The organism is Bacillus sp. ISL-75 (assembly GCF_018613095.1).
In genome coordinates this window covers 52,305-69,945 of sequence record NZ_JAGGQX010000038.1, presented here as the reverse complement: position 1 = coordinate 69,945, position 17,641 = coordinate 52,305, and the positions used below count along the sequence as shown (strand labels likewise).

Genomic DNA, 17,641 nt, shown 5'->3' with positions numbered 1-17,641 from the left:
TGGTAAAAAATGCTTTTTGGGGAGGAAAATAATGATTTTTAATAAAGAGCAGCTTAGAGAAGAAGCGCATAAAACTGCATTAACCCACGATCCTTTCATAAGCCGAAAGAAATCAGCGCGCTTTTTACGGTCAAATGAGTCGGACTTTGAGAAATTGCGCATCTTTGTTAACGACTTAAGAGATAATCGTTCATCCTGTTCACAGCCAGCTGAAGAGTGGTTACTAGATAACGCGGAATTTTTGGAAGAGCAGGTACTTGAAGTAAACCAAAATTTAACAAAGAAATTTGCTAACTCTTTACCCCACCTTAAAAAAACGGGGGATTCCAGAGTTTTTTCTATTTGTACAGACTATCTTCAATTTAACGACGGGCATTTGGATATGGATTCATATATTTCCTATCTCCAGTCATATCAGGAAGTTTCTGTATTGGCATTGGGTGAAGTTTGGGCTGTACCGCTTATTATGAGGGTGGCTTTGATTCGTCGGCTGGCCGAAATCATGGATACAGTCAAGGAAAGACGCGATGTTTGTGTGTTGGTTGAGAAGTTACTTTCTGGTATCAAGACATCGGAGATCACACCAGAAAAACTGAAGCAAGTAATAGAGGAAGCTGGACATGAAATGCCTCTTTCTGGACCGATGATTGTCCATTTGGTAAAACATCTGCGCGAACGAGCTGATTATACAGCAACAGTCGGTGAATGGCTCATTTGCAAATTGGAGAATGGACCAGAGAGCCTGGATCACATATTGTCATATGAATTTCAGCTCCAAGCAGCATTGCAAGTGACGACAGGTAACCTGATCACAAGCTTGCGTAAGCTTTCTCGCTGGGACTGGAAGGAAACCTTTGAGCAAATTAGCATAGTTGAACAATCACTAAGGAAAGAGAAGACCGGCTTTTATGCGCAATTGGACTTCTCCAGTCGTGAAACTCTCCGAAAGAGGGTCGAGCAGCTAGCGAGACGTTTAAATCTGCCGGAAAACCTTGTGGCATCACAGGCAGTGGAACTTGCGGATAAATATGGAGAGGAACGATCAGTTGAGGCACCGCGAGAACCGGCAAAGAGCGAGGTACGAGCCGATAAAAATGGAAAGGAACTTAACGAGAGAAATAGTAAGGAGAAAAATCGGCAATTATTTGTTGCCTATTACTTATTAGATCCCAAGGGCAATATGCTATTGAGACAAGCATTAAAAATGTGTGGTAAACCACGAGCTCTCCCAGAAACAGGGTTAATGCGCCGAGCCACGGGGACGTATTTTAATATGTTAGCAGTATTCTTCGTTGTTTTCTTGATTGGCTTTTCGATCTGGATAGGTTGGGATGAATTTTTTTCACCGCTTCAATGGCTTGCTATTCTAGGAATTCTCTTGTTCCCAGCGACAGAATGGGCAGTTACTTCAGCTCATTGGTTCATTGAACGAGTCAAAGGTCCAGTCCCATTATTGAGATTTGATTTTTCAAAAGGAATTTCCGCTGATGCGAAAACGATGGTTGTGATTCCTGTCATCTGGACCTCGATAACAGAAGTAAAGGAGTTGGCGGACCGGCTTGAACTACATTATTTGGCGAATCGGGATTCCAATCTTCACTTCGGGTTATTGGGCGACTTCAAGGATGCGGAGACAGAGTCTCTCGAACAGGATGAAATCATTTTAACAGCCGCCAAACGAGAAATTGAACGATTACGAAATACCTATTCCAACACAAACTTTCATCTCTTTCAGCGAAAGCGGCAATGGAACCCGTCTGAGGGTGTATGGATGGGATGGGAGAGAAAGCGAGGAAAGTTAGTAGAACTTGTAGAGCTGCTAAAAGGGAGAAAGGATACCAGCTTTGCTTTAATAAAAGTCGATTTGACTATACTTCAGGATGTGCGTTATATCATTACTCTCGATTCAGATACGCAGCTTCCACTTGAAAGCGCACAGCGAATGATTGGGACACTGCATCTACCCTATAATCAGCCGGTTCTAAATGATACAAAGACAAGAGTGATAGAGGGCTACGGGGTGCTTCAACCAAGACTCAGTATGAGTCATGAGGCCTCAATGAAATCGCGCTTTGCTGGTCTTTGGTCAACAGATCCAGGTTTTGATCCATATGCGTTTGCAGTTTCTGATCCATATCAAGATGCGCTAGGTCAGGGAATTTTCACGGGAAAAGGAATATTTGATGTTGATACGTTTTTTCAAGTGCTATGTGAACGGATTCCGGATAACCGGGTGTTGAGTCATGATTTACTTGAAGGCAGTTTCCTGCGTGCAGGCCTACTTTCCGATATTGAATTTATTGATCATTATCCAACAAAGTTTATCGTCTTTCAAAAGCGGCTGCATCGCTGGGTAAGAGGAGATTGGCAGCTATTACTATGGTTGCTGCCAAGAATGTATAACCGAAGAGGTGAACTGCTACCAGTCGATTTGTCTGTGCTGACTCGGTGGCAGATCATTGATAATATGCGGCGGAGTCTATTGTCTACGTCATTATTTGTCACCCTTTTTTTAGCAGTCACGATCCTTCCGGGTTCACCTTTACGCTGGATCGCTTTGGTGGCTGCAACTTGGTTCTTGCCGGTTCTTCGCCAGCTTGTCACCGTTCAAATTGGTTTCATGAATCTGAGTAGTGTTTTAAACACGGGGGCTCAAGTCTTGTTAGGGATTGTTACCCTGCCGTTTCAAATGGTCCTTTTGCTCGATGCCATTGCTAGAACGTTGTACCGTTTATTGTTTTCAAAAAAACGATTGCTCGAATGGGTCTCATCCGATGAAGTGAATCGCAATAGCGAACGGAAGGGGACTCCTTTGCTCCAAGGCATGTGGGGAGGGTATGTTCTTTGTATTTTGTTTTTGGCGGCAACATTATTTAATGAAAATAAAGTGGTCCAAATCATTGGGCTTTCCTTAAGTGTGATGTGGGTATGTGCTCCAATAGTAATAAGGTGGCTCGATCAGCCGTCTCCACAGGAACATATGGTTTTTTCGGAAGATGAGCTCGAAGAATTGACGAACCTGGCTCAGCAAATATGGTCTTTTTATGAAGATTATGTTACCGAAAAAGATAACTGGCTGCCACCTGACAATGTGCAAATGGACCCGCCGAACGGGGTGGCGCATCGAACCTCTCCTACCAATATCGGGATGTATCTTACCTGTGCTTTAGCGGCAAGGGATTTTGCGTTTATTGATACCCCTGGATTAATTTTGCGGTTGGAGCGTACATTGGAGACACTTGAGCGGATGGAAAAGTGGGAAGGGCATTTATACAATTGGTATGATACAGAGACACTGAACCCGTTATCGCCAAGGTATATATCAACCGTTGATTCAGGAAATTTAGTAGGCTGTCTTATTACGGTAAAAGAAGGCTTAGCCGAGTGGCTGGAATCCTATGATAAAAAGGAAACTCCGATTTACCACTTTCATAACAATGATAAGCTGCAAACTGCTTTTTCCGAAGAAATCGCACCAGATGTCTCGAGACAACTAAATGGTAAGAAGGCAAGTATTATTTGGCGCGATAGGGGTCAAATGTTGCTTAAACGTATCGAAAAATTGATTGAAGTAACCAATTTCCAGCCACTATTTGATCATAGAGCTAAGCTATTTTCCTTAGGATACCATGCTGATCGAAATATACAGGATGAGGTTCTATATGATTTAATGGCGTCTGAGGCAAGAATTGCTAGCTTTGTCGCGATTGCGCTTGGTCAAGTGTCTGTGTCCCACTGGCATGTACTTGGAAGAACGATGACTAGAGTTGGGAAACAGCCCGTCCTCTTGTCCTGGTCTGGAACCATGTTTGAATTTTTAATGCCATGGTTGTTAATGAGGACCTATCGAAATACATTGTGGGAAAAGACGTATGCTGCGGTTGTTGATCGCCAAATTCAATACGCACACCAGCAAGGAGTGCCATTCGGGATCTCCGAGTCAGGCTATTATGCATTTGATTATCAAATGAATTACCAGTATCGGGCCTTCGGTGTTCCGGGTCTCGGATTTAAACGGGGACTTGAACAAGATTTGGTGATCGCACCTTACGCCACGATCATGGCTCTGCCATTTGCAAAGGATCAAGCTTTGGATGCTTTGAAAAAAATAGAACAGTTAAATGGTCGAGGAAAATATGGCTTTTATGAAGCAATGGATTTTACGCAAGAACGGCTGCCTAATGGCAAGCAACATAAGGTGATTCAAAGTTTTATGGCCCATCATCAAGGGATGAGCTTCCTAACTCTGGCGAACCTATTACTGCCAAAAACAATGGTAGAGAGATTCCATCGGAACAAACAAATACGTTCAGCAGAATTGCTCTTACAAGAACGGATTCCTAAAACGCCTAAGTATATTAAGCATCCAGCTTTGGGACGTGTACATAAGCCTTATTCAAAAAACGCTCAGGATGTTGAAACCGTAAGAGAATATATTTCACCTGACACAAGGGTTCCCGAGGTCAGCGTTCTTTCAAATGGTTCGTTCTCAACAGTGGTAACGAATACCGGCAGTGGTTTTAGCCAGTACAAAGGTTTATTAGTCTCTAGATGGCGCGAAGACCCGGTAATGGATCCATGGGGGAGCTATGTTTATATTAGGGATATCTCCCAAGATAAACTATGGTCAGCGTCGTACCAACCATGCCGAGTAAATTCTTCGGAACAACGCGTACAATTTGGATTAGATCGTGCAACATATATGCGGGAGGATGGAAAGGTTAAGACAAGTATGGAGATTTGCGTTTCATCAGAATGGAATGCGGAGCTGCGTAGAATAACATTGACAAATAGCGGTGAAGAAGCAAAAGTTTTGGAGGTTACTACTTTTGTTGAGCTAGCTTTGTCCAATCCCATCGCAGATATTGCCCATACTGCCTTTAGCAAGCTGTTTATTCGGACTGCTTTCGATGCGGAATCAAGCTGCCTTATCGCTGGCCGAAGACCTCGTGAAGCGAATGACCAGACACTTTGGTCAGCACATTCACTCATGGTGGACGGTGATACGCTTGGATCGGTTGAATTTGAAACAGACCGCGCTAGCTTTATTGGCCGGGGCTATCGACTCTCCAATCCCCAAGGAATTCGTACTCGCCTTCGTGGTAAGGTTGGTTCGGTCGCCGATCCAGCCTTTGTGATGAGACGGCGGATCTGCATTGAACCCGGTAAGCAAATTCGATTAGTTGCCGTTACTTCGGTTAGTGAGACAAAGGAAGATGCGATCGAAATTGTGCGTAAGTTTGCTCCTAATCAAGCAGTGGAACGGGCGTTTCAATTATCATGGAACCGAGGACAGATTGAAATTCGTAATCTGCATTTAACGAATAAAGAGGCAACTAATTTCCAAAGGCTGGCAGGTCATATTTTATATACTCCTCCGCTCAAGAAGGGCCGAGGGCAAAGTATTTCAATCAATACTAAAGGTCAGTCCGGACTTTGGAGTTTTGGGGTATCTGGGGATCGACCGATCGTCCTCGTCCGAATTGAAGACCGCAGCCAAATGCCGTTCGTGGTTAAAATATTAACAGGTCATGAATACATCAGGCGACTAGGTCTTTTATTCGACCTTGTTCTCCTTAACGAATCGGAGGAAGGCTATCAACAATTCTTGCAAGAAGCACTTCAGCAGTCGGCAGAACATGGAGTGGACCGTTTTGGTGCAGGTTTATCTGGTGTATATGTCATCGCCTCTAATCAATTGGCTGCGGAGGACAAAACATTGTTAATGGCAGTAGCTCGGGTCGAGTTCCGTGCAGGCGGAGCTAGTTTAGAAACGCAAATGCGCTTGTCTAAGGTTGAAACAGAAAATGGACTGCCTAAGGCTGAAACGGAGAATGGGTTGCCGGAACAACTTAAGCCGGTGCCTTCTGCTAAAAATAAGTACGTTTTTTCTGGGCAAACCATCCAAGAGGAAACGAAGGATTGGTTATTTTTTAACGGTTGGGGCGGGTTTTCCCCCGATGGAAAAGAGTACCGGATCATGATCAAAAATGGAAATCACTTGCCGGCGCCGTGGATTAATGTCCTGGCCAATCCTCGTTTTGGCTGTCTCATTTCCGAGATGGGATCGGGTTATACGTGGTGGGGGAACAGCCGTGAATGCAAGCTAACGCCATGGTCCAATGATCCCGTCCTTGATCCACCTACGGAAACAGCCTATTTAAGAGATGAAGAAAGTGGCCAGGTGTGGTCAGGTGCACCATCCTCAGTCCATTCAAACGAGCCATATAAAATAACGCATGGCAAAGGATTTACAAAGTTTGATCACGAAAGAAACGGCATTAAACACGAAATGCTGGTATACGTACCATTAGAGGATCCTGTGAAAATCATCAGGGTGAAGCTGCAAAACAAGACTGCGGAGCAAAGGCATATTTCTTTTACCTATTATGCCGAATGGGTTTTAGGGGTTCAACGACAAGCGAATGCACCATTTGTTGTGACCGAATGGGTTGAGTCTGAGCGGGTCATGATCGCCAAAAACACATATCAAGAAACCTTCCGTGATGCAACCGCATTTTTGGGGATGTATCCGCAGCAAGGTGCTGATACGGGCCCTGACTATTCAAACGATCTTACGTGGACGGCGGACCGCAACGAATTTATTGGACGAAATAGAAGCATGGAACATCCAGCGGGAATGGGTCGTGTTGGTTTGTCGTGTCGGATAGGCACGCATTACGAATCTTGTGGTGCGATTCAGACTAAGCTCACGCTAAAGCCAGATGAAGAACAGGTTGTCTATATTCTGTTAGGCTGCGACGACTCTAAAAAGAGCGTCTTACAGTTAGCTAAGAAATACAGCCAACCTTCCGCTTGTGATCAAGCGATGGAGGAGCTTACTGCTTTTTGGGATCATCATTTAGGCCAAATTCAAGTGTCAACCCCGTCAAAGGAAACAGATTTTTTGTTGAACGGGTGGTTATTATATCAGTCACTTGCCTGTCGAATATGGGCAAGAACTGCATTTTATCAAGCTGGAGGAGCATTTGGCTTTCGCGATCAATTGCAGGATTCGCTAGCACTCCTGCATACGATGCCAGAAAAAACAAGAGCACAAATTGTGCTCCACGCTTCCCACCAATATATAGAGGGGGATGTGCAGCACTGGTGGCATGAAGAAACTGAACGTGGTATCCGAACGACGTTTTCTGATGATTTATTATGGATGCCGTATGTGGTTTCACGTTACATCGAGCATACTGGTGATCGAACGGTTTTGGACGAAGTCGCACCGTTTCTAATGAGTGAAAAGCTTGCTGAGGGTGAACACGAACGCTATGAACCGACCGTACGATCTTCTGAAACGGGCACGGTATACGACCATTGCCTGCGAGCGATCGATCGGGCATTGGGCCGGATTGGTGAGCATGGTTTGCCATTAATCGGAGTGGGAGATTGGAATGATGGCATGAATCAGGTTGGTGTGAAGGGACGAGGCGAAAGCGTGTGGCTCGGCTGGTTTATTTGTGACGTGCTGAACCGATTTGCCGAACTTTGCGGATTACGTGGGGATTCTGAACGGGTGGAATCATTCCAGAAAATGCGCAAACAGTTAACAAACTCTCTCAACGAGCAGGGCTGGGATGGTCAGTGGTACCGACGGGCTTTTACCGATGCAGGACAATGGCTCGGTTCCATTCAAAATGAGGAGTGTCGGATCGACGCCATTGCTCAATCATGGTCCGTAATCTCAGGTGCAGCACCAATGGATCGTGCTGTTCAGGCAATGAACTCGTTCGACCGGGAGCTCGTCGAGCGGGACCTTGCTGTTGTTCGGCTATTGACTCCAGCTTTCGATCAGACCGAACCAAGCCCTGGATATATACAAGGTTATCCACCAGGAATTAGGGAGAATGGTGCCCAATATACTCATGGAGTTATTTGGGGCATCATCGCTTGGTGTCAGCTTGGTAACGGTGAAAAAGCAATGGAGATGTTTACGATGCTTAATCCGATCACGCATACTCGTACCGACCAAGAAGTAAGAAGATATACAGGTGAACCATACGCAATTGCTGCTGATGTGTATACGGCAGAACCGAATCAGGGACATTCAGGATGGACTTGGTATACGGGTGCGTCAGGTTGGTTTTATCAGGCCGGTATCGAATGGATATTAGGGATTCGGCGACGAGAAACTCGACTTTATCTTGATCCACGGATTCCAAGTGAGTGGCCGGGATTCTCGGCTACGTACCGATTTGGGAAAACTCGTTACCACATTAACGTTAAGAATGGTTCTGGTAACAGTGAAAGTGAGTTGACAGTTGACGGTGTGCAAATTCCGATTTCTGAAAAGGAAAAATCTGCTGGACCATTTGTGGAATTACGAGATGACGGACTTGACCATCATGTGGAATTGAGAATTTAGGAAAAATAAAAACATTGCTAAGCTCACTTTAATTTATAAAAAAGCTCCTGGATTAATTGAACAGACCTATTAAAGTGAGATAATGAAAAAGCACCAATTTATGCTACCTGTTCGAGTAGAATTCTTCCTACCTTTATAGTGGAGTGGAGGATTCAATGACGGCATTATCAAAGCATTTTCCTTTCCGGGACATGTTTGTGATAATGCCTTTTTCTTTTCCTATTCTTTGAAAGGAATAGGACGTCTACCCAGATGAAGAAGTTTATAGATCAATTGGGGTCAGAAGGGATTCCTACGGACGACTGTGTTTCCAATTTACTCATCTCAGTATGAAAATAAATAGAAAATATTTAATGAATAACCTAAATATGTAAAACTGATAATAGGTTATATGAAAATGATGAATAGGAGTATTCAAATGGTATGAAATTCCTGCGAAATAAAAATAAACATTCCAAGGCAGAGCAAAGAAATAAACTGAAATCTGATACAGAAGGATACTCACTCGAGCCTAATTTAGAAACTATGCTGCATAAAATTAAACAAGAAATTGGTGATAGCCCTGATCTCGTTATTCGCTCGTTTCAGATTGGGAGCACTCCAAGCATTCCAGTTGGGGTTGTTTATATAAGCGGGTTAACGGATGAGCAATCTGTTAACGAATATGTTATACGATCGTTAATGGTAGATACGGCAGACAGTAAATTAGAAATAGATTCTAATCATGTATTCGATCTTATCTTAAATAATGCTTTAACAATTGGGAATGTAAATATTCTAAAAGATTGGAATGAACTCATTTTTTCCATTTTGTCAGGCGATACAATCATTTTGATAGATGGCTATGCTGAAGCTATATCGGGCAGTACAAGAGGTGGTCAGTGGAGGGCAATTACAGAATCGACTTCGCAAGTTAATATCCGAGGACCTAAGGACAGTTTTAACGAATCCATTACAACTAATATTGCTCTTATCCGGAGACATCTTAAAAGTCCACAGCTACGATTAGAAACGATGAGAATCGGAAAGGTTTCACAGACTAATGTAGTAATTATGTATATGAAGGGAATTGTTAGTGATGAGCTTGTACAGGAGGTTCGACAGAGGCTGACAGATATCCAGATTGATGCTGTTCTTGAATCAGGATACCTTGAAGAACTTATTCAAGATCGAACCTTTACTCCCTTTCCAACTATATATAATACAGAACGGCCGGATGTAGTTTCTGGTAACTTATTGGAAGGAAGAATAGCCGTATTAGTAGATGGTACTCCGTTTATTCTCATCTTACCAACTGTTTTTTCGCAGTTCTTTCAATCATCAGAAGATTATTATCAGCGATTTGATATTGCCTTACTAATGAGATTAATTAGATATACAAGCTTTTTTATTTTATTACTGGGACCATCCTTTTACATTGCAGTTACTACCTATCATCCGGAAATGCTTCCAACCTCTCTTCTCATTAATATTATGGCTCAACGAGAAGGAGTTCCTTTCCCTGCCTTGATCGAGGCTGTGATTATGGAAGCTACATTTGAAATATTACGTGAGGCTGGCATTCGTATGCCTCGGGCAGTCGGACAAGCTGTTTCGATTGTAGGAGCGATTGTATTAGGACAAGCCGCTGTGGAAGCAGGAATTGTCACAGGACTAATGGTAATCGTCGTAGCTATAACAGGGATTTCGAGTTTCGCGATACCCGCATACAATTTGACCATTGCCGCGAGAATGATTCGTTTTCCTTTAATGATCATAGCAGCGCTGCTTGGTTTTTACGGACTGACGTTAACGATGATTTTATTAGTCGCTCATATGAATAGTTTACGTTCGTTTGGTATTCCATATCTGGCCCCTTTCACGCCTTTTTCTTGGAAAGGTCAAAAGGATACCGTGATTCGTGCTCCTTTCAAGTCTTACGTAGCGCACTCTCGTTTGATTAATCAAACAAATGCAGTGAATACAAAAACTGATAAACTCAAATCATCGGCTAGTGAATCGAGGAAATAAAGCAAAGGGGAATGCAGATGAAGCGTACGGTTTTCAGTCTTTTTTGCTTATTATGTGTATGTACAATATTCCTTACGGGTTGTTGGGATCAGCGTGAGTTAAATAAAATAGCTCTTGTAATGGCCATAGGGTTAGATAAAACAAAAGGAAAAGAGGAATATCGCGTCTCGTATGAAGTTGTGAATCCAACAGAAATTTCGGGAAAAACAGGGACAGGAAGAACTACACCTGTTACAGTTTACAATAGTTCTGGTTCTACGGTATTCGAAGCACTTCGCAATGCGGCAGAAGAAACACCTCGACAGCTAATGATTTCCCATATAAACATTATTGTAATCGGAGAAGACTTAGCAAAAGAAGGTATACACGGTATATTAGATTTTTTTGAAAGAGATGATGAAGGTCGTTTAACGTCAAATTTACTCATAGCTAAAGATGCTAAAGCGGAAGAAGTCCTTAAAACACTTACACCTATAGAAAAAGTCCCAGCATTTGCAATAAAAGGGAAACTCGACACAATGGTCAAAAAATTGTCTAAAGGCTACGATATTGAAGTGGATGAGGTGATACGGGGAGCATTAAGAAAAGGTGGCGGGCCTGCTATTAGTGGAGTTCAACTGATTAAATATGCCGAATCAGGATTAAAGGAATCCGATATAAAAAGAACCACACCAGCCACAATTATAAAAATTAGCGGTCTAGCTATGTTTAAACACGGCAAGCTAGTTGGATGGTTGAATGGTGAAACAGCACGAGGCGCTGCAGTGATTAATAATAAGCTGAGAGGGTCTGCTGTCAGTATCGGCTGTAAACAGAAAAAAAAGGGACTTAGTATTGAAGTTCGAAGTTCCAAAACTAAAATTAAAGCCAGCAGTCGAGATCGTATTCCTACCATTCACCTGTTTGTTAAACAAGAGGGCAGTATTGGACATATATTGTGTGCCATTGACCTAAAAAAGTCTAAAGAAATTAGAAAGTTAGAAGTAAAATGGGCGAAAGAAACGAAAAAAGAAGTAGAGAACGCAATATCACAAGCACAAAGAAATCACACGGATATTTTTGGTTTTGGAGAAGCATTAGAACGAACAAATAAACAAGAATGGAAAAAAATAGAAAAGAACTGGAGTAACATCTTTGCAAAATCCAAAGTAGAAGTTCATGTCGAAACGAGAATCAGACGTCCTGGGATGAGATCAATCCCATATCTTTTCAGTGAAACGGAATAGATAAAAGCGGAATGGAGAAATGTAAACGATGGAAAAAGCAAAAATTAGTGCCGGGGAGTTTTTTTCTCTCATTGTTTTGTTTAACTTTGGTACGGCTCTTGTCGTTAGTTTAGGGCTACAGGCTAAGAAGGATGCTTGGCTGGCCATTTTTTTTGGAGCAGCAGGTGGGATCATCCTTTTTTTTATATACCGTTCTCTTTTTCGAATATATCCGCAGCAACCGCTTATCAGCTATATTCAAACTATTTTAGGGAAATATATAGGATGGCCGTTAAGTTTACTGTATATCCTTTTTTTTATCTATGGTGCAGCTAGAGATGTGAGAGATGGGGGGGAAATTCTCACGAGCGCCATATTAGATCAAACACCATTACTGATTATTAACCTCTCGATCATTATAACAATCGCGTATGTTCTTTATAAGGGAATTGAAGTATTAGTCAGAACAGCTCAAATCTATTTGGTACTGGTTATATGTTTAGGGCTAATAAGCAACCTTCTTCTCATATATTCTGGAGTTATTGATATAAATAACTTATTACCCATACTTCGTGACGGATGGAAGCCTGTTTTCACAACATTTTATAGTCAAACATTATCTTTCCCCTTTGGAGAAATGATTTGCTTTGCGATGCTATTTCCATTGCTGCAAAGCGACAAGCAAGGGGTAAAAATGGGATTTTGGGCAGTCGTTTTTAGTGGTTTGACATTAAGCTATACAATCGCACTTGATATAGCTGTACTCGGTTCTGACATTGCAGGTCGCTCATCATTTCCATTGTTAACAATGATTAGTAAAATAAACATTGGGGAATTTATACAACATCTAGATTTAATTGTTATTTTAACGTTAATTATTTGCAACTTTTTCAAAATTGCTGTTTTTTATTATGCAGCTGTTATGGGGGCAACAGCTTTATTTAACCTTCAAGATTATAGGAAAATGGTAGCTCCTATCGGAATCATCATTCTCTATTCTTCTAGTATGATTGCATTTGATTTTTCAGGACATCTGGAGGAGGGAAATTTCTCACTCAAAACCATATTTCCTCTTTTTGGAGAAATCATACCTGCATTCCTTCTGCTTATAGCTGTGATTCGAAAAAAATTTAGTCAACGATTACGAGATATTTAATGAATTTTCTTTTTCACAAACATAATCATAGGCTTTAAAAACCATATTGAAATTAAAATTAAAGAGGAGGACAATTCCGTTGAATCCATCAACCAAAACGGGTTATTTAAGTTCTGCCAACATTGAGAAATTGTCTGACCTAAAAACAAGTCCATTGCAACAGCAAAACCTATACTCAGTATAAGAAGAAAAACAAATATAAAGAATGATTTCATGAAAATGAAACCTCCTGTGTGTTACAAACTTTCTCATAGTATGACTTATTGATGGTGTTTTCATTATTGCTGTTGGCAGGAACAATATGTTAAAACCTAACCATGCAAAAAACGGTTCTCCAAATAAGAAGGGTTTTTTTTGTATTGAAGGAAATTCCCCTGTTATTAAATTATAAAGATGTTTATTACTACTTGAGTCCTGAAGCAGTTAAAAAGAGGCAAATTCGTTTTGCAAAAACCTGTGTTTGATTACCAATACAATTTTGTTAACAATATTGACAGAAAAGGGTAACTATCTTATTATTCTAATTGTTAACCTATTGTTGATTTTAGTTTACAATTAAAAGCGAATGTAGTTGAAACGTTGGAATTTCAGTGATTACCGGTTTGTTGCGAGTAGATTATTGAAGTGTTTGGAACATTTTAACCTGTGCTTATTATAGTAGTTCCATTAGAAAACTATTGTACTTAGGCCTTTAATTATTGCAGAGATCCCCAGAATTATTTTTAAAATGATAGCTGATATTCCATTAACAATAAATTACAAGGTTGGGAGGTAGAAGGTATGCAAGAGGGAAAGTATTATAGCATTAGAATGAGAGCTGCCAAGAATGGACCTCATGAACATGGTGGAAAGCATATATCCGGTGGAGAACTACTTTCAACCTATAGCAATATGAAACATGCAGTGAATGCTTTATTGGAAAAGGGCTTAACTCATTCCAGAGGAAACCCAGATTTTATGCAGATTCAGTTTGAATCTATTGACGAGCCTATAAAACTAGTTAAGCCATTACAAATTGCGACAAATGAAGTGGAATCAGTAGATGAAGGGCAATCATTCGCCAGGAGACTTTTGGAGAGAGAGGGGATCCCAAGAACGAGCATTGAAAAAGCGTATCAACTGATGACTGAATATTCAGGAATCAGGGGCGCTATTTTGATTGATGTTCTTTCAGGTGAACGAATTGATGATCGGAAAGAAAAGGGCGTGCGTGTTTCCAGAATGGACTGGTTGGACACAAATTTTGAAAAATGGGCTGACTACTATAAGATGCCTAAGAATTCCAGAGTGAAGGAGGCACTTGTACTTGCAACAAAGGTGAATGAGCATCCAGCTACTGTCGCAGAATTATGTTGGTCAGATGATCCTGAATACATAACAGGGTATGTAGCTAGTAAAAAGCTAGGCTATCAACGCATTACAAAATTAAAAGAATACGGAGATGAACACGGCTGTCGAATCTTCTTTGTGGATGGCTTAAGCGATCTTCATTCATACATACACTACCTAGAAAAACAGCCAATTTTTATTCAATGGGAGGAAGAGAATGACACAAGAGTTAATTGAAAAAAGTAAAAAGTATCTTTGGCTGCCTTTCACTCAAATGAAAGATTATGATGAAAATCCTTTCATTATTGAGAGTGGAAACGGAATTAAGGTAAAAGACATTTATGGTAAGGAATATTATGATGGATTTTCTGCTTTGTGGCTCAATGTACATGGCCACCGAAAAAAAGAATTGGATCAAGCGATTAAGAAACAACTTGAAAAAATAGCCCACTCTACATTGTTGGGGATGACAAATGTTCCAGCAACAGAGCTTGCTGAAAAATTAATTGAAATAAGTCCTGAAAAGTTAACACGTGTCTTTTATTCAGATAGTGGAGCAGAAGCGATGGAAATTGCTCTTAAGATAGCGTTTCAATATTGGATGAATATTGGCAGGCCAGAGAAACAAAAATTTATAGCGATGAAAAATGGCTATCATGGCGATACGATTGGGGCCGTTAGTGTTGGTTCAATCGAGCTTTACCATCAAGTGTACGGCCCATTAATGTTTGAGAGTTTTAAAGCACCAATTCCTTACGTATATCACTCTAAGAGTGGTGATCCTGTACAGTGCCGCGATGAATGTTTAGAAATACTTGAACAGCTCCTGATTGAAAATCACCAAGAAATCGCTGCACTGACTATTGAATCAATGGTCCAAGGAGCCGGAGGTATGATTGTGATGCCAGAAGGATTTTTGGCAGGTGTAAGTAAGCTTTGTACAAAATATGATGTCTTAATGATTGTTGATGAAGTAGCAACGGGATTTGGACGTACGGGGAAAATGTTTGCCTGTGAACACGAAGGTGTCCAACCAGACATAATGGCAGTTGGGAAAGGGATTACAGGAGGCTATTTGCCAATTGCTGCTACATTGACAACAGAGGAAATCTATATGGCATTCTATGATGACTATGAAAAGTTAAAAACATTGTTCCACGGTCATTCTTATACAGGAAATCAGCTTGGATGTGCAGTTGCAATTGAAAATTTACGTTTGTTTGAATCTGAAAATATTGTAGAACAAGTAGCCAAAAAGGCAGAGTATCTCCATTTACTCCTACAAGAGCTGCAATCGCTTCCGCACGTTGGAGATATTAGGCAACTTGGTTTTATGTGTGGTATAGAGCTTGTTCACTCAAAGGAAACAAAGGAGCCCTTTTCTGCTCATAAACGAGTAGGTTATCAGGTTACTTTAAAAATGAGAGAGCTTGGTATGTTAACGAGACCATTAGGTGATGTCATTGTATTTTTTCCTCCGCTTGTTAGTACTAGGGAAGAAATTAAAGCGATGGTCATGATCATGAAAGAAGCCATCAATGAGGTAACCAATGGGGTGACGAGTGTTGGAGCTTGATAGATGGTTAAGCCATCGATTAGACAAGACCAAAGAGGCTGGTTTGTATCGAAAGTTTCGAACAATGAATACGGCTCCACTTCCTGAGATGCTGATTGATGGTCAGAGGCAGATCGTCTTTTCATCAAACAATTATTTAGGGCTGGCGAATGATCGACGATTGGTTTATGCGGCAGAAACGATCCTACATGATTTTGGAGTAGGAAGCAGTGGCTCAAGGTTAACGACAGGTCACACTGAATGGCATCAAAAACTTGAAGAAAGAATTGCAAGCTTCAAGCAAACGGAGGAAGCCCTCCTGTTTTCAAGCGGTTATTTAGCGAATGTCGGTGTGCTATCGTCATTGCCTGAAAAAGGGGATGTCATTTTAAGTGATCAATTAAATCATGCCAGTATTATCGATGGCTGCCGGCTATCCAATGCTGACACAGTCATTTATAGCCATGTCGATATGGGTGATCTTGAAGAAAAGTTGAAGGAAACAGCGTCATATCAGCGGCGTTTTATTGTAACAGATGGAGTATTTAGTATGGATGGTACGATTGCACCTCTTGATCAGATGCTCTCACTTGCTAAACGCTATCATGCCTACGTTATTGTTGATGATGCACACGCAACAGGTGTTTTAGGAGAAAATGGCAGGGGCACAAGTGAATATTTTGGTGTTCATCCTGATGTGGTGATTGGAACCTTAAGCAAAGCTGTTGGTACGGAAGGTGGTTTTGTTGCTGGTTCGAAGGTGTTAATTGATTTTCTGCTAAACCATGCGAGAACCTTTATTTTTCAAACAGCCATGCCGCCGGCAATCTGTGCTGCTTCGTATACAGCCATTGAGATCATTGAAGATAGTAAAGAAATACGCCAACTGTTATTTTCAAATGTAAAAAAAATAAAAATCAGTCTTGAAGAAATGGGTTATACCGTGAAGGGGGATCTTACACCGATTATTCCAGTAATCATTGGGGATACCGAAAAGGCTGTACAATTTGCGAAAAAATTACAGGAAAAAGGAATACATGCACCAGCGATTCGTCCACCAACCGTCCCAATTGGAGAAAGTCGTATCCGGTTAACAGTCTCCTCCGACCATGGTTCAAAAGAAATCGATTACTTGCTAGAGTCCTTTAATTTCATCGGAAAAGAGTTGAACATGATTAAATGAACGGTTTTTTTGTAACAGGAACAGATACAGGAGTTGGAAAAACCATTATTTCTAGTGGACTTGCAGCTGTATTAAAAGAGAAAAATATGGATGTTGGCGTATTTAAGCCATTGTTGAGCGGTACTTCACGTGAAGATCCAGAAAGTGATACAAGCTTACTGAAGCAACTGTCACAAACATCTTTATCCTATGAAGAGATTACCCCTTTTGAATTTAAAGAACCACTTGCACCGTATGTTGCAGGGAAGCTAGAAGGGAAGATAGTGGGGATTGAAGATGTATTAAGTCACTGGGAAAAGATTAGAGGAAAACACGAATTTTTCATCGTAGAAGGTGCTGGCGGTATTTCAGTCCCACTGGGTGAACATTTCTTAGTTAGTGACTTAATTCAGGCGTTACAGCTGCCAATCGTGGTTGTAGCCCGACCTAATCTTGGTACAGTAAATCATATTTTTCTAACGGTTCAATACGCAAAAAGTCTAGGTCTGACGATTGCCGGAATCGTGATCAACGGTATAAGTGAAAGTCCTGATCTTGCGGAAAAAACAAACCCGAAACTAATTGAAGAGTTATGTGGTGTGCCTATATTAGGCATCACACCTAAACTTAAAGAAATAACAAAAGATAACATTCAAAAAATGGTAAAGGATCACATTGATGTGACATTACTAATCAATCAAATGGAGTTAGGAAAATGAATAAATGGATGGATGGAACTTGCAGATCAAGTGTTAGATGGGAAGGAAGTAACAAATGAGGAGGTCCTTTCAATCTTAGAATGTCCAGATGAGATAAATTTAAGAGTTTTACAGAGATGTGAGTTACACAT

9 protein-coding genes and 1 pseudogene are annotated in these 17,641 nt (G+C 41.1%); 8 read left to right on the top strand and 2 right to left on the bottom strand.

Going from position 1 to position 17,641, the window contains the following annotated elements; genetic code table 11:
- The first annotated feature begins 31 nt into the window (after nucleotides 1-31).
- On the top strand, nucleotides 32-8,374 hold the full coding sequence (locus J7E63_RS16275) for a glycoside hydrolase family 94 protein (protein ID WP_215014261.1): 8,343 nt from the start codon (nucleotides 32-34) through the stop codon (nucleotides 8,372-8,374).
- 131 nt (nucleotides 8,375-8,505) lie between these two features.
- Here the strand turns inward: J7E63_RS16275 and J7E63_RS30540 are convergent.
- Nucleotides 8,506-8,618: pseudogene (locus J7E63_RS30540) on the bottom strand (IS3 family transposase); the annotation flags it as partial.
- Nucleotides 8,619-8,797: 179 nt separating this feature from the next.
- On the opposite strand from J7E63_RS30540, the gene J7E63_RS16270 reads away from it, so the two are divergent.
- The 3 genes from J7E63_RS16270 to J7E63_RS16260 are packed head-to-tail and all read left to right on the top strand — an operon-like array spanning nucleotide 8,798 to nucleotide 12,745.
- Nucleotides 8,798-10,384, top strand: a complete 1,587-nt coding sequence (locus tag J7E63_RS16270; protein WP_251033573.1) for a spore germination protein — start codon at nucleotides 8,798-8,800, stop codon at nucleotides 10,382-10,384.
- A gap of 17 nt (nucleotides 10,385-10,401) precedes the next feature.
- Nucleotides 10,402-11,610 (top strand): Ger(x)C family spore germination protein, encoded by a 1,209-nt coding sequence (locus J7E63_RS16265; protein ID WP_215014259.1) that lies wholly within the window; start codon nucleotides 10,402-10,404, stop codon nucleotides 11,608-11,610.
- 28 nt (nucleotides 11,611-11,638) lie between these two features.
- On the top strand, nucleotides 11,639-12,745 hold the full coding sequence (locus J7E63_RS16260) for a GerAB/ArcD/ProY family transporter (protein WP_215014257.1): 1,107 nt from the start codon (nucleotides 11,639-11,641) through the stop codon (nucleotides 12,743-12,745).
- Here the strand turns inward: J7E63_RS16260 and J7E63_RS30745 are convergent.
- Nucleotides 12,742-12,960 (bottom strand): YczF family membrane protein, encoded by a 219-nt coding sequence (locus J7E63_RS30745; RefSeq protein ID WP_483861488.1) that lies wholly within the window; start codon nucleotides 12,958-12,960, stop codon nucleotides 12,742-12,744. The genes J7E63_RS16260 and J7E63_RS30745 overlap by 4 nt on opposite strands.
- Before the next feature lie 565 nt (nucleotides 12,961-13,525).
- Here J7E63_RS30745 and bioW point away from each other — a divergent pair.
- The 4 genes from bioW to bioD are packed head-to-tail and all read left to right on the top strand — an operon-like array spanning nucleotide 13,526 to nucleotide 17,510.
- A complete protein-coding gene (gene bioW / locus J7E63_RS16255) occupies nucleotides 13,526-14,311 on the top strand; it encodes a 6-carboxyhexanoate--CoA ligase (protein ID WP_215014255.1) in 786 nt (261 codons plus the stop codon).
- Nucleotides 14,292-15,650 (top strand): adenosylmethionine--8-amino-7-oxononanoate transaminase, encoded by a 1,359-nt coding sequence (gene bioA / locus J7E63_RS16250; protein WP_215014247.1) that lies wholly within the window; start codon nucleotides 14,292-14,294, stop codon nucleotides 15,648-15,650. Before bioW ends, bioA begins: the two co-directional genes overlap by 20 nt.
- A complete protein-coding gene (bioF, locus tag J7E63_RS16245; RefSeq protein ID WP_215014518.1) occupies nucleotides 15,640-16,812 on the top strand; it encodes an 8-amino-7-oxononanoate synthase in 1,173 nt (390 codons plus the stop codon). The genes bioA and bioF overlap by 11 nt, the downstream gene beginning before the upstream one ends.
- Nucleotides 16,809-17,510 carry a dethiobiotin synthase gene (gene bioD / locus J7E63_RS16240; RefSeq protein ID WP_215014245.1) on the top strand — a complete coding sequence of 234 codons (702 nt, stop codon included), beginning with the start codon at nucleotides 16,809-16,811 and terminating at the stop codon, nucleotides 17,508-17,510. Before bioF ends, bioD begins: the two co-directional genes overlap by 4 nt.
- Nucleotides 17,511-17,641: the final 131 nt, after the last annotated feature.

Coding starts and splice junctions, on each gene's coding strand:
- J7E63_RS30745 (WP_483861488.1), bottom strand. CDS start 12,960: ATGAAATCATTCTTTATATTTGTTTTTCTTCTTATACTGAGTATAGGT.
- J7E63_RS16275 (WP_215014261.1), top strand. CDS start 32: ATGATTTTTAATAAAGAGCAGCTTAGAGAAGAAGCGCATAAAACTGCA.
- J7E63_RS16265 (WP_215014259.1), top strand. CDS start 10,402: ATGAAGCGTACGGTTTTCAGTCTTTTTTGCTTATTATGTGTATGTACA.
- bioW (WP_215014255.1), top strand. CDS start 13,526: ATGCAAGAGGGAAAGTATTATAGCATTAGAATGAGAGCTGCCAAGAAT.
- J7E63_RS16270 (WP_251033573.1), top strand. CDS start 8,798: ATGAAATTCCTGCGAAATAAAAATAAACATTCCAAGGCAGAGCAAAGA.
- bioD (WP_215014245.1), top strand. CDS start 16,809: ATGAACGGTTTTTTTGTAACAGGAACAGATACAGGAGTTGGAAAAACC.
- bioA (WP_215014247.1), top strand. CDS start 14,292: ATGACACAAGAGTTAATTGAAAAAAGTAAAAAGTATCTTTGGCTGCCT.
- J7E63_RS16260 (WP_215014257.1), top strand. CDS start 11,639: ATGGAAAAAGCAAAAATTAGTGCCGGGGAGTTTTTTTCTCTCATTGTT.